The 24,726-nt window shown below is 56.8% G+C and carries 23 protein-coding genes; 10 read left to right on the top strand and 13 right to left on the bottom strand.

Annotated features, from left to right (window positions below; all coding sequences use genetic code 11):
• Positions 1-5: 5 nt before the first annotated feature.
• The 4 genes from AC1V0D_RS18400 to AC1V0D_RS18385 all read left to right on the top strand — a co-directional run bounded on the left by AC1V0D_RS18400 (position 6) and on the right by AC1V0D_RS18385 (position 4,069).
• On the top strand, positions 6-1,208 hold the full coding sequence (locus AC1V0D_RS18400) for an MFS transporter (protein ID WP_009087904.1): 1,203 nt from the start codon (positions 6-8) through the stop codon (positions 1,206-1,208).
• Between the two features lie 62 nt (positions 1,209-1,270).
• A complete protein-coding gene (locus AC1V0D_RS18395) occupies positions 1,271-2,617 on the top strand; it encodes a cation:proton antiporter (protein WP_009087902.1) in 1,347 nt (448 codons plus the stop codon).
• A 22-nt stretch (positions 2,618-2,639) separates the two neighbouring features.
• Positions 2,640-2,984 (top strand): hypothetical protein, encoded by a 345-nt coding sequence (locus tag AC1V0D_RS18390; protein WP_009087900.1) that lies wholly within the window; start codon positions 2,640-2,642, stop codon positions 2,982-2,984.
• Between the two features lie 167 nt (positions 2,985-3,151).
• Positions 3,152-4,069, top strand: a complete 918-nt coding sequence (locus tag AC1V0D_RS18385) for an alpha/beta hydrolase (protein WP_482907857.1) — start codon at positions 3,152-3,154, stop codon at positions 4,067-4,069.
• Between the two features lie 104 nt (positions 4,070-4,173).
• Here the strand turns inward: AC1V0D_RS18385 and AC1V0D_RS18380 are convergent, their stop codons facing one another.
• The 7 genes from AC1V0D_RS18380 to AC1V0D_RS18350 all read right to left on the bottom strand — a co-directional run bounded on the left by AC1V0D_RS18380 (position 4,174) and on the right by AC1V0D_RS18350 (position 11,225).
• Positions 4,174-5,253 (bottom strand): porin, encoded by a 1,080-nt coding sequence (locus tag AC1V0D_RS18380; RefSeq protein WP_482907856.1) that lies wholly within the window; start codon positions 5,251-5,253, stop codon positions 4,174-4,176.
• A gap of 198 nt (positions 5,254-5,451) precedes the next feature.
• The gene (locus AC1V0D_RS18375) at positions 5,452-6,198 is read right to left on the bottom strand and encodes a glycerophosphodiester phosphodiesterase family protein (RefSeq protein WP_009087895.1); all 747 of its coding nucleotides are present in this window, start codon (positions 6,196-6,198) and stop codon (positions 5,452-5,454) included.
• 37 nt (positions 6,199-6,235) lie between these two features.
• Positions 6,236-7,339, bottom strand: coding sequence for an extracellular solute-binding protein (locus tag AC1V0D_RS18370; protein WP_482907855.1), 1,104 nt, complete (start codon positions 7,337-7,339; stop codon positions 6,236-6,238).
• Positions 7,340-7,370: 31 nt separating this feature from the next.
• A complete protein-coding gene (locus AC1V0D_RS18365) occupies positions 7,371-8,207 on the bottom strand; it encodes an ABC transporter permease (protein ID WP_140925612.1) in 837 nt (278 codons plus the stop codon).
• Positions 8,207-9,073, bottom strand: a complete 867-nt coding sequence (locus AC1V0D_RS18360; protein WP_482907854.1) for an ABC transporter permease — start codon at positions 9,071-9,073, stop codon at positions 8,207-8,209. Before AC1V0D_RS18360 ends, AC1V0D_RS18365 begins: the two co-directional genes overlap by 1 nt.
• Positions 9,070-10,170 carry an ABC transporter ATP-binding protein gene (locus AC1V0D_RS18355; protein WP_482907853.1) on the bottom strand — a complete coding sequence of 367 codons (1,101 nt, stop codon included), beginning with the start codon at positions 10,168-10,170 and terminating at the stop codon, positions 9,070-9,072. Before AC1V0D_RS18355 ends, AC1V0D_RS18360 begins: the two co-directional genes overlap by 4 nt.
• Positions 10,171-10,451: 281 nt before the next feature.
• Entirely contained in the window at positions 10,452-11,225 is a 774-nt protein-coding gene (locus AC1V0D_RS18350) for an inositol monophosphatase family protein (RefSeq protein ID WP_482907852.1), read from the bottom strand.
• A 298-nt stretch (positions 11,226-11,523) separates the two neighbouring features.
• On the opposite strand from AC1V0D_RS18350, the gene AC1V0D_RS18345 reads away from it, so the two are divergent.
• Entirely contained in the window at positions 11,524-12,654 is a 1,131-nt protein-coding gene (locus tag AC1V0D_RS18345; protein WP_325954494.1) for an ROK family transcriptional regulator, read from the top strand.
• Positions 12,655-12,717: 63 nt separating this feature from the next.
• On the opposite strand, the gene gorA is transcribed toward AC1V0D_RS18345, so the two are convergent.
• Positions 12,718-14,070, bottom strand: coding sequence for a glutathione-disulfide reductase (gene gorA / locus AC1V0D_RS18340; RefSeq protein WP_009087879.1), 1,353 nt, complete (start codon positions 14,068-14,070; stop codon positions 12,718-12,720).
• 127 nt (positions 14,071-14,197) lie between these two features.
• Between gorA and rnz the strand changes: the two genes are divergently transcribed.
• Positions 14,198-15,109: a ribonuclease Z gene (gene rnz, locus AC1V0D_RS18335; RefSeq protein ID WP_058956939.1), complete on the top strand. Its 912-nt coding sequence runs from the start codon at positions 14,198-14,200 to the stop codon at positions 15,107-15,109.
• On the opposite strand, the gene AC1V0D_RS18330 is transcribed toward rnz, so the two are convergent.
• Positions 15,106-15,924: a CPBP family intramembrane glutamic endopeptidase gene (locus AC1V0D_RS18330; RefSeq protein ID WP_337021990.1), complete on the bottom strand. Its 819-nt coding sequence runs from the start codon at positions 15,922-15,924 to the stop codon at positions 15,106-15,108. The genes rnz and AC1V0D_RS18330 overlap by 4 nt on opposite strands.
• A 14-nt stretch (positions 15,925-15,938) precedes the next feature.
• Complete coding sequence (locus AC1V0D_RS18325; protein ID WP_009087873.1) at positions 15,939-16,781, bottom strand: 23S rRNA (adenine(2030)-N(6))-methyltransferase RlmJ; 843 nt, start codon at positions 16,779-16,781, stop codon at positions 15,939-15,941.
• A 305-nt stretch (positions 16,782-17,086) separates the two neighbouring features.
• Here AC1V0D_RS18325 and prlC point away from each other — a divergent pair, with 305 nt between their 5' ends.
• Positions 17,087-19,129 (top strand): oligopeptidase A, encoded by a 2,043-nt coding sequence (gene prlC / locus AC1V0D_RS18320; protein WP_111207843.1) that lies wholly within the window; start codon positions 17,087-17,089, stop codon positions 19,127-19,129.
• Positions 19,130-19,137: 8 nt separating this feature from the next.
• Positions 19,138-19,890 carry a 16S rRNA (guanine(1516)-N(2))-methyltransferase RsmJ gene (gene rsmJ / locus AC1V0D_RS18315; RefSeq protein WP_046100774.1) on the top strand — a complete coding sequence of 251 codons (753 nt, stop codon included), beginning with the start codon at positions 19,138-19,140 and terminating at the stop codon, positions 19,888-19,890.
• A gap of 120 nt (positions 19,891-20,010) precedes the next feature.
• On the opposite strand, the gene AC1V0D_RS18310 is transcribed toward rsmJ, so the two are convergent.
• A complete protein-coding gene (locus AC1V0D_RS18310) occupies positions 20,011-20,253 on the bottom strand; it encodes a hypothetical protein (RefSeq protein WP_058956944.1) in 243 nt (80 codons plus the stop codon).
• Positions 20,254-20,558: 305 nt separating this feature from the next.
• Complete coding sequence (gene uspA / locus AC1V0D_RS18305) at positions 20,559-20,996, bottom strand: universal stress protein UspA (protein WP_009087866.1); 438 nt, start codon at positions 20,994-20,996, stop codon at positions 20,559-20,561.
• Between the two features lie 414 nt (positions 20,997-21,410).
• On the opposite strand from uspA, the gene uspB reads away from it, so the two are divergent.
• On the top strand, positions 21,411-21,746 hold the full coding sequence (gene uspB / locus AC1V0D_RS18300; protein WP_009087864.1) for a universal stress protein UspB: 336 nt from the start codon (positions 21,411-21,413) through the stop codon (positions 21,744-21,746).
• Positions 21,747-21,795: 49 nt separating this feature from the next.
• Here uspB and pitA read toward each other — a convergent pair whose 3' ends face one another.
• Positions 21,796-23,298: an inorganic phosphate transporter PitA gene (gene pitA / locus AC1V0D_RS18295; protein WP_146239924.1), complete on the bottom strand. Its 1,503-nt coding sequence runs from the start codon at positions 23,296-23,298 to the stop codon at positions 21,796-21,798.
• A gap of 243 nt (positions 23,299-23,541) precedes the next feature.
• On the opposite strand from pitA, the gene AC1V0D_RS18290 reads away from it, so the two are divergent.
• Entirely contained in the window at positions 23,542-24,726 is a 1,185-nt protein-coding gene (locus AC1V0D_RS18290; protein WP_482907851.1) for a BaiN/RdsA family NAD(P)/FAD-dependent oxidoreductase, read from the top strand.

Raw genomic sequence — 24,726 nt, 5'->3', positions numbered from 1 at the left:
ACACCATGTCAGCAATAGAAAACCCAACCCGAAACGAACCGCTCTCCGCTCCGCTGGTCTTCACCCTGGCCGCCGGGGCCGGGCTCAGCGTGGCGTCGATTTACTACAGTCAGCCGATGCTGGATATCATCAGTAAACAGTTCAGTGCGGGGATCGGCGCGGTGGGCATGGTGCCGATGCTGACGCAGGCGGGCTATGCGCTGGGCATCCTGCTGCTGGCCCCGCTGGGCGATCGCCATGACCGGCGCACGATTATCTTTATCAAGGGCCTGCTGCTGGTCGCCGCACTGCTGCTGTGTGGCTTTTCCGCGGGGCTCAGCGCGCTGCTGATCGCCAGCTTTGTGACCGGCCTGACCGCCACCGTGGCGCAGGATATTGTCCCGGCGTCGGCGGCGCTGGCTCCGGAACGCAGCCGGGGTAAAACGGTCGGCACGGTGATGACCGGCCTGCTGGTGGGGATTCTGCTGTCGCGGGTCGTCAGTGGCGTGGTGGCGGAGTATTTCGGCTGGCGCACCATGTATCTGATTGCGGCGCTGTCGGTGCTGCTGATTACGCTGACGCTCAGGCGGGTGCTGCCACGCTTTACGCCGGGCACCACCGTAAGCTATCCGCGCCTGTTGCTGTCGCTGGTGCATCTGTGGCGTCACCACCAGACGCTGCGCCGCGCCGCCCTGGCTCAGGGACTGCTGTCGGTAGGCTTCAGCGCCTTCTGGTCGACGCTGGCGTTAATGCTCAGCGATCGCTTTCATCTGGACAGCGCCGTGGCCGGGGCCTTTGGCTTAGCCGGGGCGGCGGGGGCGATGGCGGCCCCGCTGGCGGGCAGTTTTGCCGATCGCATCGGCCCGGCGCGGGTCACCCAGGCCGGTGCCGCCCTGGTGACGCTCTCTTTTGCGCTGATGTTTCTGCTGCCCGTGCTGCCTGTCCCGGCGCAGCTGGCGCTGATTGTGATCTGTACCATTGGCTTTGATCTGGGCGTGCAGGCCACGCTGGTCGCGCACCAGACGCTGGTCTATGGCCTGGCACCTGAAGCACGCAGTCGCCTCAATGCGCTGCTGTTCACCGTGGTGTTTATCGGTATGGCCAGCGGGGCGGCACTGGGCAGCCTGGCGCTGGCGCACTGGGGCTGGAATGGGGTGGTTGCGCTCTCTACCTTAGCCGGGGCGGCCGCGCTGGCGGTGCGCTTCGCCAGTCGCCACCTGAAAAACTGATCGTCTCGCCCTTCAAAAAATGTGCCAGGCTTATTGATAAACCCGAAATAAGCTGGAGCATTATGAACTTTTTAGCCTGGACAGCAGCGACGGGCGGCCTTCTGCTGCTGATGTCGCTGGCTTCCGGTTGGATTCACCGGGGGCCAGTCACCTCATTTGGTCTGTTTCTTATCGCGGGCATACTGTGCGGCCCGTGGGCGTTTGATGTGGTCCACATCGATATCGTCACCCATTCCGAAGCCGTGGCCCACATTACCGAAATCACCATGGCCGCCTCGCTGTTTATCACTGGACTTAAGCTGCGTCTGCCGTTACAGAATAACTGCTGGCACACCGGGCTGAAACTCGCCTTTCCCGCCATGCTGCTGACCGTGGCGGCAATGACCCTGCTGGCCCATTTCCTGGTGGGATTAGACTGGCCGGTTGCGCTGGCGTTTGGTGCCATTGTCGCGCCGACAGATCCGGTGCTGGCCAGCCTCATCTCGGTAAACGATGCGCAGGATGATGACTCGCTGCGGGTGGCAATCTCCAGCGAAGCGGGCATGAACGACGGCTCCGCGCTGCCGCTGCTGGTGCTGGCGCTGCTGCTGTTCAATGGCGAGAGCCTGAGCGGGGGGATGCTGGCTCACTGGGGCGCGGTCGAGGTGATCTGGGCGATTGGCGCCGGGCTGCTTATCGGCTTTGTCATGGGGCAGATGATCGGTGTGTTGACGACCCGGTTGCGCAATGCCAACGGCGATGTGGCCCCCAACGATTTCCTCGCGCTGGCGCTGATCGCGCTGAGTTATTCGCTGGTGGAGTGGCTGGGGGCCTCCGGCTTCCTGGCCGCCTTTGCCGCCGGACTGGGGCTACGCCGCGCCGAGCTGGGGGTGTTTCGTCGTCATCAGCCGGAGGATCTCTCTGATGATGAACGTGTTCTCCCCTCTGAGGCGCTGGTCAATCCCAATAAGCGGCTGGCGCACCAGGGCAATAACAATATGGTGAAGTCGATTGGGTTTGTAGTAGGCGACGCCCTCTCTTTTGGCGATACTATTGAACGTCTGCTGGCGGCTGGCATGATGGTGGTGCTGGGCGTGACGCTGGCACAGCACTGGAATATCTACGGCGTGCTGCTGGGCCTGGTGCTGTTTGTGGTGGTGCGCCCGCTGGCCGTCTGGCTGGTCACGCTGCGCGCCGGGCTGCCGCTGGGTCAGCGTCTGCTGATTGGCTGGCTGGGCATCCGCGGAATCGGCAGCCTGAACTATATTGCCTATGCCTGGACGCACGGCATGGAAGGCCCGCAGATGGAAATCATGACGAATATGGCGTTAACGCTGGTGGTCTGTAGCGTGGTTGTCCACGGCACCACCGTGTCGCCGCTGCTGAACTGGCGTCAGAAGCGCATCGAAGCCCTTCAGCGCAAAGTTTAATCCGAACAAACAGGAGTGAAGAATGAAAGTAACCCAGATTATCCTGCTGAGCCTGCTCGCCTCCGGCAGCGCGCTGGCGGCGGACGACGCTGACACCGAACAGAATGTCTACGCCAGTCAGCTGTGTCACATCGTCAGCAGTGAAAAAAAGGTCGCCAGCGCGGATCAGTATGTGGAGCAGATGAAATCTGACGTGGCGCGCAGTAAATCCTCATCGGCGATGAATCAGCCCGAATTTGATGAAGAATCGGCGCGGGAAGTCGCCAGTGCCTGGCTGCAGCTGGGTGACGATGAACGCGCCAAACTGCGCGTCAACGAACAGCAGTGTGAGCAGGCTGTGATGGCGCAGTTCCAGCAGGAAGATTAACCGGGCCGCACGGTATAAAACGCGCCTGCGGGGCGCGTTTTTTTATGGCTTTTCACCCGGCATTGCGTACATAATCGCCAGCGTCTGGCACCAGACTTGCATCTGTTGATTCTTTTGCAGCACACCGCAACGGTCTGCTCTCTTACTGGCATCACTTAACAGGCACTATGATTACGCGTCGACGCTTTATTCTCGGCACGGGAGCGCTTGGGCTCTCCATGACCACCGGCAAATTATTTGCCCGCGATGACATTATTCCCCTCTGGCCGGACGACCCGCCCGGCGGCGGTGGCCCGTCGGGCCAGCTGCACATTAACAGCACCGGTTCGTGGTCCAATATCGTCAGCCCGGCGATCCAGCGTTTCAAACCGGAAAATCCCAACGGCGAAGCGGTGCTGATCGCTGCAGGCGGCGGCTATCGCTGGATCGGCATGGGGCGCGAAGCCTGGCCGGTGGCGCGCTGGCTGAACGCCAATGGCTACACCGCCTACGTGCTCAGCTATCGGCTGCCGCATGAGAAGTGGCAGGCGGGGCGGCTGGCTCCGCTGCAGGATGCGCAGCGTGCTATCCGGCTGGTGCGATCGTTTGAGCGCAGGGTGCATGTGCTGGGCTTCTCGGCCGGTGGCCATCTGCTGGGGCTGGCGGCGGCGCGCCCGGACTTTGAATCCTATCCGGCCATCGACCCGCTGGATGAAGTGGTGCCCGCTGTCGACAGCGTGGGCCTGATCTATCCGGTCATTACCCTGGAAGCGCCCTATCAGCACACCAGCACGCATCTGATGATGGTCGGCAAAAATGCCACCCCACAGGATGAGGCAAACTGGTCAGTGCAGAACTTTGTGACCCGGCGCTATCCGCCCACCTTCCTGGCGCAGGCGGAAGACGATCACACCTCCAACCCGTTTAACACCGAGCTGATGCGCGACACCTGTCGGCGTAATCGCGTGCCGGTTGAGCTGATTCAGATCAGCAAAGGCGGGCATGGGTTTGGTCTGGGCAAAGCGGGAACGCCCGCGGCGTTGTGGGATCAGGCCTATGTTAAGTGGCTGGAAACCCCTCATCAGGCTGCGTCCCCGGCCCTGTAATGATTCCCCCTGCGGCTGACGTAAAAAAAGCTGGCATGAGCCAGCCTCGCTAAGTGCGCGTTGTCAGGTATGAAGCCATGCTGCACAAAACAGGAGCAGCCGGGTCAGAACTGATAGGTCAGGCCCATACCGATACTGTTTTTCGTCGTAATGCCGGTGGCACGCGTAAAGTCGTTGTCCTTCAGCAGGTTAATGCGGTAGTCCACGTAGGTCAGCATGTTCTTGTTGAAATAGTAATAGGTGCCCACCGCAATATATTTCTGCATCGTCTGGCTGCCTCCGGCAAAATTCCCTGCGCCCTGCAGGTTTTCGCCACGCTGCATGACAAAACCGACAGAAGGGCGCAAACCGTTCAGGAACTGGTACTGCGCAATCGCCTCAACGTTATGGGTTTTGTCGGCGACCTGTGCCAGCTGTCCATAAGGCGTAACGTCACTGGCTTCGCCATACATGGCGGCCAGATAGAGCTGGCTGGCATCATATTTTGCAGAGGTGACCCAGGCGGTGGCATCGTCTCCCTGACCGTCAGCTTGCTGGATCAGCGTCCGTTTTGCTTTCATCCCTGCCGCCGCAATGCTCAGCCCATCGGTAATGCTGTAAGTCACGCCAGCACCGTAGCCATCCCCGTTAGCCACTTTTGCGGTGGCGCGATCATTTTTTCCCTGATACTGCAGGGTCAGCTTTAACCCACCCCACGCCGGAAAGTGCCAGGTCGCGAGGCCGGTTGAGCGTTTTGACAGAAAGTTATCGTTGGTAGTCATGGTGCCGGAACCGTAGACCGGTGCCATATCCGTATAGGCAGAGGCAACGTACAGCACCCCAAAGCTACGGCCATAATCGAATGAGCCGAAGTCGGCCAGTTTCAGACCGGCAAACCCTAAGCGTGTGGCATTACCCGTTTGCGCGTCGCTACCGCCTTCACTGTGATTCAGCGGGAAGTTATATTCCCATTGACCATAACCGCTAAGCCGATCGTTAATTTGCGTCTCACCTTTAAAACCCAGGCGTGCGTAAGAGTTGTCGCCATCTTCTGCAATATTATCTGAGAAAACATGACGCGCATCGACTTTACCGTACAGGTCGAGTTTATTTCCATCTTTATTATAAATCTCAGCGGAGTATGCAGAAAATGAGGCCAGAAAACAGATTGCATACGGCGCGGCGGCTTTTATTTTATTGTGCATATCATCTACCCTTATCCGTTAACTTAAGCATGAGGAGGTAACCGCGCAGAGCGGCATTTATTTCACTATGACTTTCGTCTTCCAGAATGGCTAAATAATAAAGGCGTTATAGCGGCCATAAAGGTTATGGCCATTTTTATAATGAATTTCCCTGGTGTTACGGATTTATGGCTGAGAACGTCCTGAACAATTTTTTATTCAGAATGCTAAGTCGGGGATATCGCTTAATACCGTTTGCGCACCCGCATCAATATATTTCCTGGCAAGAACCGGGTCATTGATTGTGGCAATCGCAAATTCAATACCTGAACGAGCCAGTCGCGTCAGGTCTTCGTCCGTCGCGAAGTCACCCAGGAAATGCAGGATCTGGCAACCCGTTCTGGCGAGGAGCGCCTCGGGGTCTTTGGGCGGGACGCAAACTGCCAGGCCGCGCGGGACGTCAGGCATAAGCTGTGCGGCAACCTGCAGCGAAATCTCCGAGAAGCTGCTGATAAAGAGCTTCTTCTCACCTGCTGGCCACAGTGACTTCAGCTGAGCGATAGCAATCTCCGCCGTTTCCACTTCCTGTCCGGAGGTGGGTTTGATCTCCAGTTGCAGCCCGACGCCTTTATCCAGAACAAACGCCACTGTTTCAGCCAGCGTCGGCACTTTTACGCCTCTGAAAAGGTGGCCATAACACACGCCCGCCTCCAGCGATCGGATCTCATCCAGGGTTAAGTTCGCCACATAGCCTTTGCCATTTGTTGTCCGGTCCACGGAATCGTCATGAATAATGACCGGGTGTCTGTCTTTGGTGAGTTTGACATCCACCTCTATCCACGTCGCTCCATGTTCAACAGCCGCCTGAAACGAAGGCAGCGTGTTTTCCGGTGCCAGCAGCGGTGCTCCCCGATGGGCAATCAGGCGGGCATTCACTACGCGTGCAGGGGTTTTTTTTGTCGACATTACTGGCTTTACCTTCTGTTAGGGTTTTATCGCAGGTCTACCTGAGCAAAACCTGGTTAGAGAATTCGGTTCTGACTTCATCACCCAGCGGTTTAGGCATGAACTGGGTGCCATGAACGCGCTCTTTGCTGTCGATCAGCCCGGCATCACGATTCACTTCTCTGTTTTGCGGCGTAATGCCATAAACCTGCTGGAACAGCCGCTGGGTGGTGGGCAGCGTCAGCCAGTGGATAAACAGCAACGCTGCCGCTTTATGGGGGGCATTTTGTGGTATCGCCACCATATTTCCGCCGCCGGGCATGCCGAAATCGGGGACATAGAGCCGGATGGTTTTCGGGACTTCACCGTGGTTTTCTAATCCCACCAGGTAATCTTCCCAGGCGGGAACCAGCAGGAATTCACCGCTGACCAGTCGGGTGACGCTGTCGGCGTTGGAGGCCGTAATGATGTAGTTAGGACGCTGCTGTCTGAACCAGTTCCAGGCGGGCTGGAGAGCCGTCAGGCTTTTTACATCCGCGTCGCCTTTGGTGAAATCAAAACTCGGCACCTGCGTGCGCGTCACCGATTCAATAAAGGCCGGGCCGGAACCGCCGTTTTCAACGTTAAAGCCAAATTCCTGAGGATGAGCCTGCAGGAAGGCCGTGAGCTGCGGCAGGGTTCGCGGCAATTCACTTTCTTTCAGGCGGCGCGAATCGTAGGCCAGACCGGTCTGGTTGCCCCAGAATGCCACGCCATAGCCTTTACTGTCCGTTCCCTCAATGGTGTAGTTCAGGGTGTTGCCTTCCGGCAACAGTCTGTTAATCGGGCCAAAAAACGTCTGCTGAGGCGAGACGGTTCCGAATGCGCCCCCGCCAATCGAAAACAGATCAATATCGCCCGTTTCCCGTCCGCGGTCAGCCATAAGTTTATTAATGTTGCCCTGAAGTGTGCCTTCAGACAGGGTAACGTTAATACCGTACTGTTTTTCAAACAGGCTGACCTGCTCTTTTAACCGATCCTGGTAATACCATTGATACCAGGTCAGTTTCCCCTCCTTTTTCGCCTGTCCGACAATCTGCTCCCAGTTCATCGTGTTTAAATCCTGAGCCTGGCTACAGAAAGCCCCGGCCAGCAATAATATTGCAGCAGCGAGTCTGAACATATGTTTCCCCAATAACGCGTATTAAAGAGTGTCAGCCTTTTCCCGCAAAGGAGGCGACAGGATTTTTTGTCAGTAATTTTTCTGCAATCAACATTAAAATGACATTCGGTACAACCAGCATTAAAGAAATGACCGCCGCATTGGGTCGGATAAAGTTATAACCCAGATAAGAATAGAGAATGGCAGGGACGGTAATAAAATCGGGTGAGCCCACAATAAAACTTATGGCGAACTCCTCTATGGATAACGTAAAGACAATAATTAATGCGGCAAATATTCCCGGTCTGAGGGTGGGCAGGCAGGCCACTAAAAACCGGTTCATCGCCGAAGCACCCATATCTCGTGCCGCATCGAGCGTGTCCTGGCGTATCTGCGAAAACGACAGGGTCAGAATGCGCACGGCATAAGGCATCAGGATAATCATATGCCCCAGCAAAATGCCGCCAAACCGGCTGTGAATGCCCACTACGTTGAGCAACATGGAAAAAAACAGCGCGACGACAAAGCCCGGAACGATAAGCGGCAATAAGATCGCATTCTGTAAAAGGTGTTTGCCCGTAAACGACATTCTGCCAAACGCCCACGCGGCAGGCAGAGACAACATCAGCGTGCAGACGGAGACGGCTGCCGCCAGTAAATAGCTGTTCCTGAGCGCCTGCGGTAACGCGGTCGTGGTCCAGACCTCCACCCAGCGTCCCAGTGAGAGAACCGGCGGCAGGGCATCTGGCCATGCCCACGGATGGGTTTTATCGACCAGTGACCACAGCACGGTCAGCATAAAGGGAATAACCAGCCACAGCATAAACAGGGCGGCGATAAGGGTCATCATGACGATACGCAGCGGGGATAAGGTCTCTCTGGCTCTCATTATCTCTGTTCTCCGGCTTGTTGCAGCCACTTCGCCAGGGCGGCAAGCACGACTGCACCGACAAAAGCCGCCAGCATTAAAATCACCGCGACAACGGCCGCAAGATTCCAGCCCTGTGCGCTGATTTCAGGGAAGCGCAGCATGTATTGCGAAAGAGAGAATACGCTGGTTGGCCCCGCAACGACCTGGAAGGAAAAGTCACCCAGGGCGCCGATGAAGATCAGCACCAGCGATACCTGAACGGATCTGACAGATAAGGGCAGGATGATCTGTAACAACCGGGCACGCTTGCCGGCACCTAAATCCCGCGCGGCATTGAAAATTTCATCGCCAATCGCGCGCAGGCTGCCGGTCATGATCAGCAGCGCATAGGGAAGCTGTTTCCAGACCTGCAAAATAATCACGCCAATGCCCCAGCGGTCATTCTGCATTCTGATGGGATGAGAGAGGATCCCCAGCCGGACCAGGCCCAGGTTAATAAAGCCCTGCCAGGAAATCAGGTTGATAAACAGCAGCGCAGCCACCAGCCCGTGTACCATCAGCGGGGCTTTGAGTAAGCCGCTCATCAGTATTGAGCCGGGGAAAGGTTTTCTCAGCCAGAGTGCCAGCGGAAGCGCCAGGGCAACGGACAGCACCGCACTGATCACGCCGATTCTGAGCGAGTAGCCTGTCGCGCGCCACAGCTGGCTGTCATTCAGAATGGTTTGCCAGTAGTGAAGCGTAAAGCGCGCCGGGGCGCCAAAATTGAACAGGCCAACGGATTGCGCCAGTGCCATGATCACAATCAGCATCAGCGTGATAACGACCGGCGCGACCGCAGGCAGAACCAGCAACCAGCAGAGCCTGTTCCGGGTGCGCGTTTTCATGAATAGCTTTCCCGTAAGAAGCGGATCTTGTCTGGCGGAAGAGAGAAATTAACGGTGTCCCCTTCGCGGATGGCGCTTTTACCGACCAGCTGGATGCACCACTGATATTCCGTTTCTTCATGGCCCAGCGGATGAACCTGGAGTTCAGAAAGGTTGCCCAGAAAACTCACCGCACCGATTTCAAAGGCCCGCGTATTTTTTCCGGCACGCTGTTCGCTGAGTACGGCATCCTCAGGGCGCCAGAAGGTATAGACCTCGTCCGATACGGGCGGTACAGGGCTATGGACTTCCATTTCGCCCAGTACGCACGCAATGCGATAAATACCGGTGCTGCTGTCGCTCTCCAGTAAGCGGGCTTTCATGACGTTAGCCTGACCGACGAAACCGGCGACAAAGCGGTTTACCGGGGAATAGTAGATCTCATCCGGCGTTCCGGTTTGCTCAATCTTTCCGGCATTCATGACCACCACAATGTCAGACATCGACAGGGCTTCTGCACGGTCGTGGGTAACATAAATGGCTGTAAACCCGTGGACGCGCTGAAGCTGTCTGATCTCCAGTCGTACCTTGTCTCGTAATCTGGCATCCAGATTTGACAGTGGCTCATCAAACAAGACGATTTCCGGACGCACGGCCAGCGCTCTGGCCAGCGCGACACGCTGCTGCTGACCGCCGGATAACTGCGCTGGCAGTTTAGACAAATGGGCATTCAGCGAAACCTGCGCGGCGGTCTGCGCGACGCGAACGTGAATGTCTGTTTTTTCCATCTTCCGTTGCCTGAGGCCGAACCCGATATTTTCAGCAACGGAGAGGTGAGGAAACAGCGCATAGGACTGGAAGCACATCGCCGTATCGCGATGTTCAGGTTTGACATGCTGCATGTCCTGCTGGTGGATCAGGACGTTGCCACTATCAAGCGTGTAGAAGCCGGCAATAACTTTAAGCAGCGTGGTTTTGCCACAGCCAGAGGGGCCAAGCAGGGAAACAAATTGCCCTTTTCTGGCCTGCAGTGAAATGCCGTTCAGCGCGACAAAATCGTCAAACGTCAGCATGGCATTGTGAATTTCTAGCGTGTTCACGTTGAGCGGCTCCGTCATAGAGTGCCAGGGACTTTTTAATTAATGCGAGGCGCATAATAATTTGGCATATCGGAGTTAAGCAATTTCAGGCAGGTTAAGAATTTATTAACTTTTTAAAACCTAGATATAACAGTTGCGTAGGTGTTTACTTTAGAATCGTACGTTTAACACGCTAACCATTTTCATGCGTTGTAATTAATATTCGGGCAGAGGGCCGGGTGAACATGCATAGTGGGCAGGACAGCGGGGGCACGCTGTCCTGAAATGCCGTGATGAGGTAAGCCGGAGGCAATGCGTGGTCAGGCGGGCGTAAAACGCGGGTAAGGGATAAACCGGGCGGAGAGGCGATTCATTTCGGCCGTCCCGACACTAACATGTGTTCTGCTCTTTTCCTGTGAACCGGCAAGATGCGCATCCAGTCCCGCTGCTTTACAGAGCGCATAGCCCGCAGAAACGTCCCACATGCTGCTAAAACATTCCTGATAACCGTCGACGTAACCCATCACGCTAAAGGTTAAACCTACGGTAGTACAGCGATAGCGCACCACATTCCAGCCGTCGTCCCGATACGCCTTTTCAATACAGAGCTGATGGGTGAAATCCCATGATGGACTGTCGCCAATCGCCACGGTTTTCAGCGCTTCGGCGACCACGGGACGTTCAAAGGGTTCGCCATTCAGATAAAGCCCTGTCTCTTTGCCGCCGCTCAGCATGAGGTTTAAAACCGGATGGACGATCACGCCCATCACCGGCTCGCCATCGATCACATAGCCAACAGAAATCCCCCACAGGGATGAGCCGCGCAGGAAGTGACTCGTGCCATCAATCGGATCAACAGACCAGTAGCTGGCGCTGGGCTCACCACCATGCTCTTCCCCGATAATGGCATCCTGTGGGAAGTGATGTTCCAGGCGCTGCCGAATCAGATTTTCCACTTCCCGATTGGCTTCACTGAAGAGATCCTGCGGCCTTTTTTCGCCGATCTCTGACTCACTTAGCCGTCTGAAATAGTCCAGAGCCAAAAGCGAGGCCTCCTGCGCGATGCGTTCAGCAACCTTTAAGCGCGTTTGCATTGTTCACCTGATGCACAAAAAAAGTGTGTAAATGAAGGCAGAGCCCTGTGCACGGTGAAAGTGCCAGTCCGTACATAAGGCACGTTTTAATATCATGCTCATTGCATGATATTGGAGTCTCCCCTCTTAATGTTTCACCATTATGACGCTTTTATGATCGTGTAAGGCAGGGCAGGAGAGGCTGAATATCGGCACATTTAACGAAAACGCCAGGGCAGGGTCTTTAACTATTCGCTATGCATAAAAGCATGCTAGGTTGTTAACAGAAGGCATTATTAAACAGGTTGAGGAGAACGCTGTGGTTTATGGATATTCCGCTGGTCATGAAGTCGAACTTAATCGCAGTGAAAAACTCATTCTTGAGCTTGTCCGCCGCAACGATGGCATTTCCCGCTCCTCGCTGGTTTCGCAAACCATTCTGAATCAGTCATCTGTTCACCGCATTGTTGATACGCTGACCGAAAACGGCTTTCTCAGCCTGGGGGAATCGCCATCCCAGGGAAGAGGCAAGCCCAGCCCGTCGTTATCCCTCAATGCGAACGCGCGTTATGGTTACGGCATCTCGATTAACTCAGACAGCGTGGCCGCCAGCCTGATTAATTTCCGGGGCGGCATTACAGAATACTGCGTACTGGATACGCACCCGCGCGATCCTGCCCGGACCTTACTGAATATCAGACATCACTATCTGGATACCTTAAAACAATATGGTATTTCGCCAGAAAAAGTCTGTGGGGTGGGATACAGCATGGCGGGCTTTCTTTATGAATCACGAAAGTATTTCAATCCGCCTGAACCTTTAAAAGCGTGGATGGGCATCGATCTGCATCGTGAAATTACCATGTTATTTGATCGACCGGTATGGATTGAAAATAACGCCACAACGGCGGCGCACGCTGAAGCCTTTTTAGGCGCCGGGCTGAAATATGATACGTTTGGCTATCTCTCTTTTAATTATGGTTTTGGCGGTGGCATCGTGATTAACGGCAAACCGTTCCAGGGGGCATTCGGGAATGCGGGGGAGATCAGCCGTATTTTTACGCCGGAAGAGGGCAAGCTACGCCCGGCCCTCGGGATCCTGATCGATCGGTTACGTGATGGCGGTATTGAAATCAGAGATATACGCGATCTCAATCATAAATTCGATCCGGCCTGGCCGATTGCGCAACAGTGGGTAGAAGACGTAACGCCAAATCTGCATCGGGCAATGGATGCCATGAATGCGGTGATTGATCCCGGCGCCATCATATTAGGGGGTGAAATTCCCCGTCAGCTGGGGGAGATGTTTTTAGCTATGCCGCGCACGAGCTCGGGTGAACGCTGGGGCATTTCTGCGGAATATCCGGATATTCTGCTCAGCGCCATTGAGGGGGACAGCTCGGCACTGGGTGCGGCATTAACGCCGTTGCGGGAAACCTATTTTAATTAAAGCCGCTACCCGCAGAGCAACGTCTCAGCGGGTAACGGTCAGTCATGCGCAGGGGAGAGGTGGCTAGCGCATGGTCACAAACTCTTCCGCTGCGGTCGGGTGGATCGCCACGGTGTTGTCGAAGTCTTTCTTCGTCGCACCCATTTTCAGCGCCACGGCGAAGCCCTGCAGCATCTCATCCATGCCGAATCCGATACCGTGAATCCCGACAATCTTCTCATCGGCACCCACACAGACCAGCTTCATGCGGCACGGCTGACGATGCTGCGTCACGGCGGTGTACATCGCCGTAAACGACGATTTGTAGACCTTCACTTGATCGTCACCATACTGTTCGCGCGCCTGCGGCTCTGTCAGACCGACGGTGCCAATCGGCGGATGGCTGAACACCACGGTCGGGACATTGCTGTAGTCGAGATGCTCGTCCGGCTTGTTGTTAAACAGGCGCTCAGAGAGGCGACGGCCCGCGGCCACCGCCACCGGGGTCAGTTCAACCGCACCGGTGTTATCGCCCACGGCGTAAACGCCTGACACATTGGTGTTCTGGAACTTATCGACGCGGATGTAGCCTTTCTCATCCAGCGCCACGCCCGCGGCCTGAATATTGAGATTGTCCGTTTCAGGCTCACGGCCAATCGCCCAGACCAGGCAGTCCACGGTGTAGTCGCTGCCGTTTTCCAGCTGCAGCGTCAGGCTGCCATCTTCGTTTTTAATCACGGCTTTCGGAACGGCTTCGGTATGCAGCATCGGCCCTTCGCTGTTCATCACTTCTACCAGCGTCTCGCTGAGCAGGGGATCAAAGCTGCGCAGCGGCGCGTGTTTACGCACGAACAGATGGGTTTCCGATCCCAGCGCGTTCACCACACCGGCCAGCTCCACCGCGATGTAGCCCGCACCGATCACCGCGGTGCGCTTTGGCAGGGCGTCCAGCTCGAAGAAGCCGTCAGAATCAATACCGTACTCCGCACCCGGAATCGAAGGATGAACCGGGCGGCCGCCCGTGGCGATCAGAATATGGCTGGCTGTGATAATCTCGCCATTGACTTCCACGCTGTGTGCATCGACAAACCGGGCAAAGCCTTTAATCACTTCGACTTTGTTTTTACCCAGCACGTTGTCATAGGAGTTGTGGATACGATCGATATAGGCGCTGCGGTTTTTGACCAGCGTGGCCCAGTCGAAACGATTCACGGTGGTGTCGAAGCCATAATCCGGCCCGTACAGATGGATAGCTTCGGCGATTTGCGCGGCGTGCCACATGATTTTCTTCGGCACACAACCTACGTTCACGCAGGTGCCGCCCAGCTCTTTGGCTTCAATCAGGGCACATTTCTGGCCATACATGGCCGCACGGTTAATTGAAGCGATGCCGCCGCTGCCGCCGCCAATGGCGAGATAGTCGAAATGTCGGGTCATTGAAGTATCCATCCGGTTGCATAAAAATTTGGGGTTGAGTGTAACGCTGTCGGTCGAAATGACGCAAAGATTGCGCCTATGATTGTAATAGGGTTCTGTTTTTTCATCGCTTTCAGGGAAGCATACCATGCACCTTACTTTTCTCGGCACCGGCGGCGGTGCGCCCAGCCTGCAACGCAACGTCACCGCCATCGCCTTCACCCGCGCACTGAGCGGGGAAACCTGGCTGTTCGACTGCGGCGAGGGAACGCAGTTACAGTTTATGCGCTCCAGCCTGAAACCGGGCAAGCTGGATAAAATTTTTATCACCCATCTGCATGGCGACCATATTTTTGGTCTGCCGGGGCTGCTCACCAGCCGCTCAATGGCCGGGCTAACCACCCCGATGACGGTCTATGGCCCGAAAGGCTTAAAGACCTTTGTTGAAACGGCGCTGGCGATCAGCGGCTCCTACACCGACTATCCGCTGAACATTGTTGAGATTGAGGCGGGCTGGACGCTGGATGATGGCGAGTTCCGGATCAGTGCCTGGCCGCTGAACCATCCGGTTGCGTGTTTTGGTTATCGCATTGAGCAGCACGACAAACCCGGCCTGCTGGATGCCGCGCGGCTGAAAGCGGAAGGGGTTCCGCGCGGGCCATGGTTTCAGCAGCTGAAACAGGGGGAATGCGTGACGCTGGAAGATGGGCGGGTGGTCAATGGCGCGGATTATCTCGGCCCGTCGACGCCGGGCAAAAAGCTGGCCATCTTTGGCGATACGGCGCCGACCGATGTCGCGTTGCAGCTGGCGGCGGATGTTGACCTGATGGTGCATGAAACTACGCTGGAGGCGGCGATGGAGGAGAAAGCCAACGGACGCGGACACTCCACTACCCTGCAGGCGGCCGACGTGGCAAAGCGCGCCGGAGCCAAACGGCTGATCGCCACTCACTTCAGCTCCCGCTATCTGGCAAAGGATATGAGCCGCCTGCTGGCCGAGTGCCAGACGATTTTCCCTCGCACCGAGCTGGCGAGCGACCTGGCGGTCTTCACCGTTTAATGTTGCAGCGCGGGATAGGTAAACAGCAGCAGATGGGTAAGGTTCAGGGCAAAGTGCAGGAGGGTCGCCAGCCATAAGCGGCCGCTCCAGTGCCACGCCAGGCCGTACAATCCTCCCGCCAGGGTGGCAAAAATCACCAGCAGCACGCCGCCGGGGGCGTGCACCAGCCCGAACAGCAGCGCGCTTAGCAGCAGCGCGGGCATCCCCCCCAGCGCCTCTCTCAGCCGCTGTTGCAGATAACCCCGGAACAGCGCCTCTTCCGCCAGCGAAACGAAGAAGAGATTCGCCAGCACAAACGCCCCCAGCCACGGTGGAAAGTGGGGCTCAATCGCCAGGCCGCCCGGCAGCACGGCGCTACCGAGCAGCAGCGGAACCGCGGCGATTAACGCCAGCGCACTGAGCCAGCGAAAGCGCGGCGGGTGGGCAGGGGCGCGGAAGAGGGTGGGCAGCGCGGCCAGCAGCACAAAGGGAACCAGGGCTTTATCGAAGTTAAAGGAAAAACTGAAAGGCACGCTCTGCGCGCCAGCACGCACCTCATCCACCTGGCGGGGATTAGCAAAGCCGGGGAACAGATGGAGAAATAACCCCACGGCAATCACAACCAGCAGGGCTTCGCTGAGGCGGTGCCGTCGGGAAGGGGCCGGATGCCAGAGACGCAGCGCGGCCAGCACCCCGGTGCCAGCCAGCAACGGCAGCACCGGCCACGTCAGAACATGCTGATAGAACCCCACTCCGACGGCGAACGCTAACAGCAGGAGAGCCAGCCGTCGGGCGGGTTGCAGCGCGGCCAGCGCACCGGCCAGCAGGAGCCACATCAGGCCGGACGCACTTATTCAGGTACGATCTGGTTCACGACCGCGTGGCCGGTTCCGGCGGGCACCAGCTTCTGATGCAGCCACGGCAGCAGGGTTTCCATCTGTTGCGCCAGCTTCCACGGCGGGTTAATCACGATCATGCCGGAAGCGGTCATGCCGCGCTGATCGCTGTCAGGACGGGTCGCCAGTTCAATCTGCAGGATATTGCGGATACCGGTGGCTTCCAGATCGCGCAGCATGTGTTTGATCTGCTGACGTAACACCACCGGATACCACAGCGCAAAAACACCGGTGCTGAAACGCTTATGGCCTTCCTGAATGCCTTTCACCACCGCCTGATAATCGCTTTTCATCTCGTACGGCGGGTCGATCAGCACCAGACCACGACGCGACAGCGGGGGCAGCTTCGCTTTCAGCTGCTGATAGCCGTCGGCACGATCGACGCGCGCGCGCTTATCTTTGCTGAACTCGTTACGCAGCAGCGGGTAGTCGCTGGAGTGCAGTTCCGTAAGCTGCAGTTTGTCATCTTCACGCAGCAGGTGACGGGCAATCAGCGGCGAGCCGGGATAGTAGCGCAGCGTGCCACTGCGGTTCAGCGCAGCAATCGCATCAAAGTAGGGTTGCAGCAGTTCAGGCGCATCGGGCTGCTGCCAGATGCGGGAGATGCCTTCCAGATATTCGCCGGTGCGCTCGGCGTGTTCACCGCTGAGCTGATAGCGGCCCGCGCCTGCGTGAGTATCCAGGTAGAAGAACGGTTTCTCTTTCTCTTTCAGCGCCGTAATGATCAGACTCAGCACGGTGTGCTTCAGTACGTCGGCGTGGTTGCCAGCATGGAAGCTATGGCGATAACTCAGCATTGTTTATCCTGTTGAATGTATAAGGTTTTAATCGATGGGAAATCAATTTGTACCAATTATTACCTCACGTATTACCCACAGAACGACGCACAGCACCCGACGCAGGAAAAGCATGAGAATCCGCGATTATATCAGGGATGGACGGGCGATGTGCCAGAAGCGTGACAACAAATCGGGCGCGCCATCCGGCGGTTTCTTCCTCACCTCATCCTGCCTGCCATTGATTTTCGCTACACTAAGCCGCATGTTATTGAGATTGCGTTGCGCGACCCGCTGCGCCCCATACATCCATAAAGGACTGCGCTATGACCAATCCGCTACTGACATCTTTTACGCTTCCCCCTTTTTCTGCCATCCAGCCTGAACATGTGGTGCCTGCCGTGACTGAAGTGCTCAGTCAGTGTCGCGCAGAAGTTGAAAAAGTCGTGGCGCACGGCGCGCCTTACACCTGGGATAACCTGGTTCAGCCGCTGGCTGAAACGGATGACCGCCTGAGCCGTATCTTCTCGCCGGTCAGCCATCTCAATGCCGTGAAGAACAGCCCGGAGCTGCGCGAAGCCTATGAGCAGACGCTGCCGCTGCTGTCGGAGTACAGCACCTGGGTGGGTCAGCATGAGGGACTGTATCAGGCGTATCGCGATCTGAAAGAGGGCGATCAATACGCGACCCTGGATCTGGCGCAGAAGAAAGCGGTAGATAACGCCCTGCGCGATTTTGAGCTTTCCGGTATCGGTCTGCCGAAAGAGAAGCAGCAGCGCTATGGCGAAATCGCCGCGCGCCTCTCCGAGCTGGGCTCGGCGTACAGCAACAACGTGCTGGATGCCACCATGGGCTGGAGCAAACTGATCACCGACGAAAGTGAGCTGGCCGGTATGCCAGAAAGTGCGCTGGCGGCGGCGAAAGCGCAGGCCGAAGCCAAAGAGCAGGAGGGCTGGCTGCTGACGCTGGATATCCCAAGCTATCTGCCGGTGATGACTTACTGCGACAACGCGGCGCTGCGTGAAGAGATGTATCGCGCCTATGCGACACGCGCCTCCGATCAGGGGCCAAACGCCGGTAAATGGGATAACGGCCCGATCATGGCGGAAGAGCTGGCGCTGCGTCACGAGCTGGCACAGCTGCTGGGCTTTGACTCTTACGCCGACAAATCGCTGGCGACCAAAATGGCCCAGAGCCCGTCTCAGGTGATCGACTTCCTGAATGACCTGGCCGAACGCGCCCGTCCGCAGGGGGAAAAAGAGCTGGAGCAGCTGCGCGCCTTCGCGAAAAAAGAGCATGGCGTTGAAGAGCTGAACCCGTGGGATCTCACCTATTACGGGGAAAAGCAGAAGCAGCATCTCTATACCATCAGCGATGAGCAGCTGCGCCCATACTTCCCGGAAGCGCGTGCGGTCGCTGGCCTGTTTGAAGTGGTTAAACGCATCTACGGCATCAGTGCGAAGCAGCGTAACGACGTTGAGGTCTATCATCCTGACGTGAAGTTCTACGATCTGTTCGATGAAACCGGCGAACTGCGCGGCAGCTTCTATCTCGACCTCTATGCCCGCGAACACAAACGTGGCGGCGCCTGGATGGATGACTGCGTGGGTCAGATGCGTAAAGCCGATGGCACCCTGCAGAAGCCGGTCGCCTATCTGACCTGTAACTTTAACCGTCCGGTGAAGGGGAAACCTGCGCTCTTCACCCATGACGAAGTGATTACCCTGTTCCATGAGTTCGGTCACGGTCTGCACCACATGCTGACCCGCATCGAAGCGCCTGGCGTGTCCGGTATCAGCGGTGTGCCATGGGATGCGGTCGAACTGCCAAGCCAGTTTATGGAAAACTGGTGCTGGGAGCCGGATGCGCTGGCATTTATCTCCGGACACTATGAGACCGGCGAACCGCTGCCGAAAGCCCTGCTGGATAAAATGCTGGCGGCGAAGAACTATCAGGCCGCGCTGTTTATCCTGCGTCAGCTGGAGTTCGGCCTGTTCGATTTCCGTCTGCATACCGAATTCAACCCGGAAAAAGGCGCGCAGATTCTGGAAACCCTGCGCGAAGTGAAAAGCCGCGTGGCGGTGGTGCCGGGGCCGGAATGGGGCCGTTTCCCGCACGCCTTCAGCCACATCTTTGCGGGCGGCTATGCGGCAGGTTACTACAGCTATCTGTGGGCGGACGTGCTGGCGGCGGATGCCTATTCCCGTTTTGAAGAGGAGGGGATCTTCAACCGCGAAACCGGCCAGTCTTTCCTGGATAACATCCTGACGCGCGGCGGTTCGGAAGAGCCAATGGAGCTGTTTAAGCGCTTCCGTGGCCGTGAGCCGCAGCTCGATGCGATGCTGGAACATTACGGCATTCAGGGATAAGTCGGTTCGTGAAAATCTGTTTGCTCGATGAATCAGGCGCCGGAGACGGCGCCTTGTCACGTTTAGCGCAGCGCTGGCAGCTGGAGCAGGATGATACCGCACTGCTGGCGCTGGTGCAGACTGCGACCCACCTTGAACTGCGTAAGCGGGATGAGCCAAAGCTGGGCGGTATTTTTGTTGATTTCGTCACCGGCGCCATGGCCCATCGTCGCCGTTTCGGCGGAGGACGCGGTGAAGCCGTCGCCAAAGCGGTCGGCATCAAAGGCAGTTATCTGCCGGATGTGGTCGATGCGACCGCCGGTCTGGGACGCGATGCGTTTGTGCTGGCGGCGCTGGGCTGCCGGGTACGGATGCTGGAGCGCCATCCGGTGGTGGCAGCACTGCTGGAAGATGGTCTGCAGCGTGGCTATCAGGATGCAGAAATCGGTCCCTGGCTGCGCGAGCGGCTGACGCTGATTCATGCGGCCAGTGCCCAGGCACTGGGTGATATCACGCCACCGCCTGACGTCGTTTATCTCGATCCGATGTATCCCCATCGCCAGAAAAGTGCGCTGGTGAAAAAGGAGATGCGGGTCTTTCAGTCGCTGGTGGGGCCGGATGAGGATGCGGATGCGTTACTGGAGCCTGCCCGCCGGCTGGCCAGAAAACGCATTGTGGTAAAACGGCCAGACTATGCGCCGCCGCTGGCGGGTGTGGTTACGCAGGCCGCCGTAGTGACTAAAAGTCATCGCTTTGATATTTATCCCCCGCTCAGCGAATAACGCATGTCAGCGCGAGTGGCAATTTCGTTTTCTGTTTTTGCTTAAAGAGCATGCCTGATAACGTTTCAGGCATGCTTCAGCCTCTCCTGTTTGCGCAATCGTACAAACAGGGTAAATAAATCAGGCCGATATTGTCGTCAGGAAGCCGGAAAAGGCGGTCAGAAAGCTTTTGGCCACATTCAGGCCGAGGGCTCTGAAGGTCAGACTCAGTCGCTCTCCGAATGTGGTGCTTTCCTTCAGCGACGTCAGGGTGCTATCCAGTAAGCCCGAAACGTCCGTCAGTGCGCTGTTCACGTCACCCAGAAATTCAGGCAGGCCAGCACCGCTTACCGCCGCAATTTCTTTCTCGTTAATTTCTCTCATTGTTAATGTCCTTATTGATTAAATAGATCAGCTTATCTTTTTCCTGCTCTCTCTGATGTAAACAGGTCAGAGAGCAGGCGAAAGATAGCGAATGGGAAAAAGGTTGCCCATAGTAAAATTGTGATAAACAGCGCGCTGCATGTAATAAAACGATTCGCATTAGCGAATCAACGATTCATTAATGTAACGCCGGTTTTAATATGATGTTCAGATAAGCGAAATGAAGCGGATAAATGCGGGGGCCGGGCCGAACCTGAAAGAGACGACAGAGAAAAGCCGGCTGACGCCGGCTTTCAGAAAAGGATTTATTCGTCGTCGGCATCGCGCAGCGGCACAATCAGCATATCGATATGCACCGTGTTAATCAACTGACGGGCCGAAGACATCAGCTTGCTCCAGAAATCCTGATGATGACCGCAGACCACCAGGTCAACGTCATACTTCTTAATGGCATCGACCAGAACCTGACCCAGGTCGCCGCTGCCGCTCAGGGTTTCACTGATCGGATAACCGGCCGCCTCTGATAACCCTTTCAGGGCAGTGTGCGTCTCTTCCGAGATACGCTTCTGCATATCCCCCAGGTTAACGTCGATCAGACCGGTGTAAAGGTCGGAGTAGTTCACGTCGACGTGAATCAGGGAAATGCGGGCATCGTACGGGCGAGCCAGCGAAACGGCCTTATCCACCAGTAACTGACTTTCGGGGGAAAGGTCTACTGCAATCAGGATATGTTTATAAGCCATGATAAAACTCCTTTCGCGAGATTAAGGATGGCATCCGGTGTTCCTGCCGCGTCACAGCTGAGCAAAATCCCTTGCGCGAGCGGGCGATGAGCGCCACCAAAGTGTCTGCCTGCGTTGCAGGTGATGTAGTTATGCCCTGAGTATAGTCTTCTCTCACCGTAAATGCTGTGGTTGCCGTCTGGCTTGTGAATAAGATCAAGGCTGTGCCGGATTTACTCGCGCCGAACGAAAATCATCGTTGGAAAAAACGTAAAGATTTCTCCTACACTGAAAAAAGGCGGTCCGATTCGCAGCCGCTCAGGGGGTCGAAAACTTTCGCAGTCCGGTGATTCAGTGGCTGGTGATGACGGCAGGTTTGCTCAGGGATTTATCGCTGGGTCAGCGACTGCGCCGCCAGTCGGGAGGGGGGAGAATATGATCAGCACGGTTGCGCTTTTCTGGGCGCTTTGTGTGGTATGTATCGTGAATATGGCGCGCTATTTTTCATCTCTGCGCGCACTGCTGGCGGTATTACGGGGGTGCGATCCACTGCTCTATCAGTATGTCGACGGCGCGGGCTTTTTTACCTCTCACGGTCAGCCGAGCAAGCAGGTGAGGCTGGTGACCTATATCTGGGCTAAGCGCTATCTCGACCATCATGACGATGAGTTTATCCGGCGCTGCGAGCGGGTGCGGGGGCAGTTTATTCTGACCAGCGCGCTGTGCGGACTGGTCATTATCAGCCTGGTGGCGCTGGCGATCTGGCATTAAAAAAGGGCGACCGGAGTCGCCCTTTTTAGCTGGTATTACACCAGTTGCATTACACCAGTTTTAGCGCAATCCAGTAGAGCGAACCTGACAGCACAATACAGACCGGCAGGGTGAAGACCCACGCCATCGCGATGTTCTTGATGGTCCGGCTCTGCAATCCGCCACCGTCAACCAGCATGGTACCGGCAACGGATGAGGAGAGGATGTGCGTGGTCGAAACCGGCATACCGGTGTAGCTGGCGACGCCAATCGACAGCGCGGCCGTCACCTGAGCTGACATGCCCTGCGCATAGGTCATGCCTTTTTTACCGATTTTTTCACCAATGGTGGTGGCGACACGACGCCAGCCAATCATGGTGCCGGTGCCCAGCGCCAGCGCCACAGCCATAATGATCCAGACCGGCGCATACTCGATGGTGCCGAGCAGGTCGCTTTTCAGCTTACCGAGGAAGCGTTTGTCATCGGGCGTGGTCTCCGGCAGTTTCGCCGCCTTGTCGGCGGTGTCGGAGATGCAGAGCAGCAGACGACGCATCTGACCGCGCTGTTCAACCGTCAGCTGATCGTAGCTCTGCAGGTTATTCAGCAGTCCCTGAGCACGCTGAACCGCCTGCAGTGCGCGGGCGCTGTCACAGTGGAACTCCTGCGGGCTGGTGGCCGGCACTTCTTCCGGTGTCGGCAGTTTTGGCGGTGCCATCTGGATGATATGCGTCAGCGAGGCGCTATGCTGCTGATAATATTGCTCCAGGTGATTGACCGCATCGCGGGTGCGCGTGATGTCGTAACCGGAGGCATTCATGTTGACCACGAACCCCGCCGGAGCCACACCAATCAGGACCAGCATGATCAGACCAATGCCTTTCTGGCCGTCGTTTGCCCCGTGCGAGTAGCTGACACCGATTGCCGATACAATCAGAGCAATACGGGTCCAGAACGGCGGCTTCTTCTTGCCGTCGATCTTCTCACGGTCAGCAGGCGTCATATGAATACGCGCACGCTTTTTGGTGCTGCTCCAGTAGCGGCGCAGAATAAAGATTAAGCCACCCGCAATCACCAGGCCGATGATCGGCGACAGGATCAGAGAAAGGAAGATATTCAGCACTTTCGGGATGTTGAGGGCATCAACGACCGAGGTGCCGCTCATCAGGGCGTTGGTCAGACCGATACCGATAATGGCGCCGATCAGCGTATGGGAGCTGGAGGCCGGCAGACCGAGATACCAGGTGCCGAGGTTCCAGATAATCGCCGCCAGCAGCATAGAAAACACCATGGCGAGACCGTGTGCCGATCCCACATTTAACAGCAGGTCGGTGGGAAGCATATGAACAATAGCGTAAGCGACACTCAATCCACCGAGCAGCACGCCAAGGAAGTTGAATACGCCTGCCATGACCACAGCAAGCTGGGCACGCATGGCACGGGTATAGATGACCGTCGCAACCGCGTTGGCCGTGTCGTGGAAACCGTTGATCGCTTCGTAAAACAATACAAACAGCAGGGCAAGAACCAATAACAGACTCGTACTGAGGTCTAGACCAGCAAACAGATGTAGCATAAACGTTACGCCATTTTTGGAGGACATGAACGCGGCGCATTATCCGCGACAACGTGCTGTATGGGAAAGGAAAATATAGCCCTAATTTGACCTTTCGTTGTAAGCCTGACGCGTAAGTCAGCGAAAAAGGGTTAGATATTAAGCAGATACATTATGACACATTTACGGCAATTTTTTGACGCTGGCGTCTCAGTGAGCAGATCACTACAATCTGCGCCTTTCCTGTTATATGAGTGAGCTGCAGTGGAACAGTTTGACGTTATCATCATTGGTGCCGGGGCCGCAGGCCTGTTCTGTGCCGCCCAGGCCGGACAGCGGGGACGCCGCGTATTACTGCTGGATAATGGCAAGAAGCCGGGCCGCAAAATTCTGATGTCTGGCGGCGGGCGCTGCAACTTTACCAATCTCTACACAGAACCGGCGGCTTATCTGTCGCACAATCCCCACTTCTGCAAGTCGGCGCTGGCCAGATATACCCAGTGGGATTTCATCGATCTGGTTAATCGCCACGGCATCGCCTGGCACGAGAAAACCCTGGGCCAGCTCTTCTGCGACGACTCTGCGCAGCAGATTGTCGATCTGCTGCTGGCCGAGTGTGACAGGGGCAATGTCACTCTGCGGCTGCGCAGTGAAGTGCTCAGCGTCACGCGCGATGAGCGCGGTTATACGCTGCAACTCAACGGCAGCACGGTGCAGGCTGAAAAGCTGGTGATCGCCAGCGGCGGCCTGTCGATGCCGGGTCTGGGTGCCTCGCCGTTTGGCTACAAAATTGCGGAGCAGTTCGGGCTGAGCGTCTTCCCGATGCGGGCCGCTCTGGTGCCCTTTACCCTGCATAAACCGTTGCTGGAGCAGTTGCAGACGCTCTCTGGCGTCGCGCTGGACACCACCATCGATGCAGAGGATGGTACCCGCTTTAAAGAGGCGATGCTCTTCACCCATCGCGGGCTATCCGGCCCGGCGGTGTTGCAGATCTCCAGCTACTGGCAGCCGGGTGAGTTCGTGACGGTCGATCTGTCGCCCGCCACCCCGCTGGCACCGTTTCTGACGGCGCAGCGCGACGCCCATCCTAACCTCAGCCTGAAAAACAGTCTGGCAAAAATCCTGCCGAAACGGCTGGTGGAAGTGCTGCAGGCGCTGAACGTGGTGCCGGATGTCACGCTGAAGCAGCTCAACAGCCGACAGCAAACGGAACTGGCGCAGACCCTGCACGCCTGGCGCATCCAGCCAAACGGCACCGAGGGGTATCGCACCGCCGAAGTGACGCTGGGCGGCGTGGACACCACCCAGCTCTCCTCAAAAACCATGGAGGCGCGCGCGGTGCCGGGACTCTACTTTATTGGTGAAGTGGCGGACGTGACCGGCTGGCTGGGGGGATATAACTTCCAGTGGGCCTGGAGTTCCGCCTGGGCCTGCGCCCAGGCGTTGTAA

This window comes from Pantoea sp. PA1, assembly GCF_056856975.1.
Note: the sequence above shows the minus strand (reverse complement) of the source record. Positions and strands in the feature narration are given on the sequence as shown.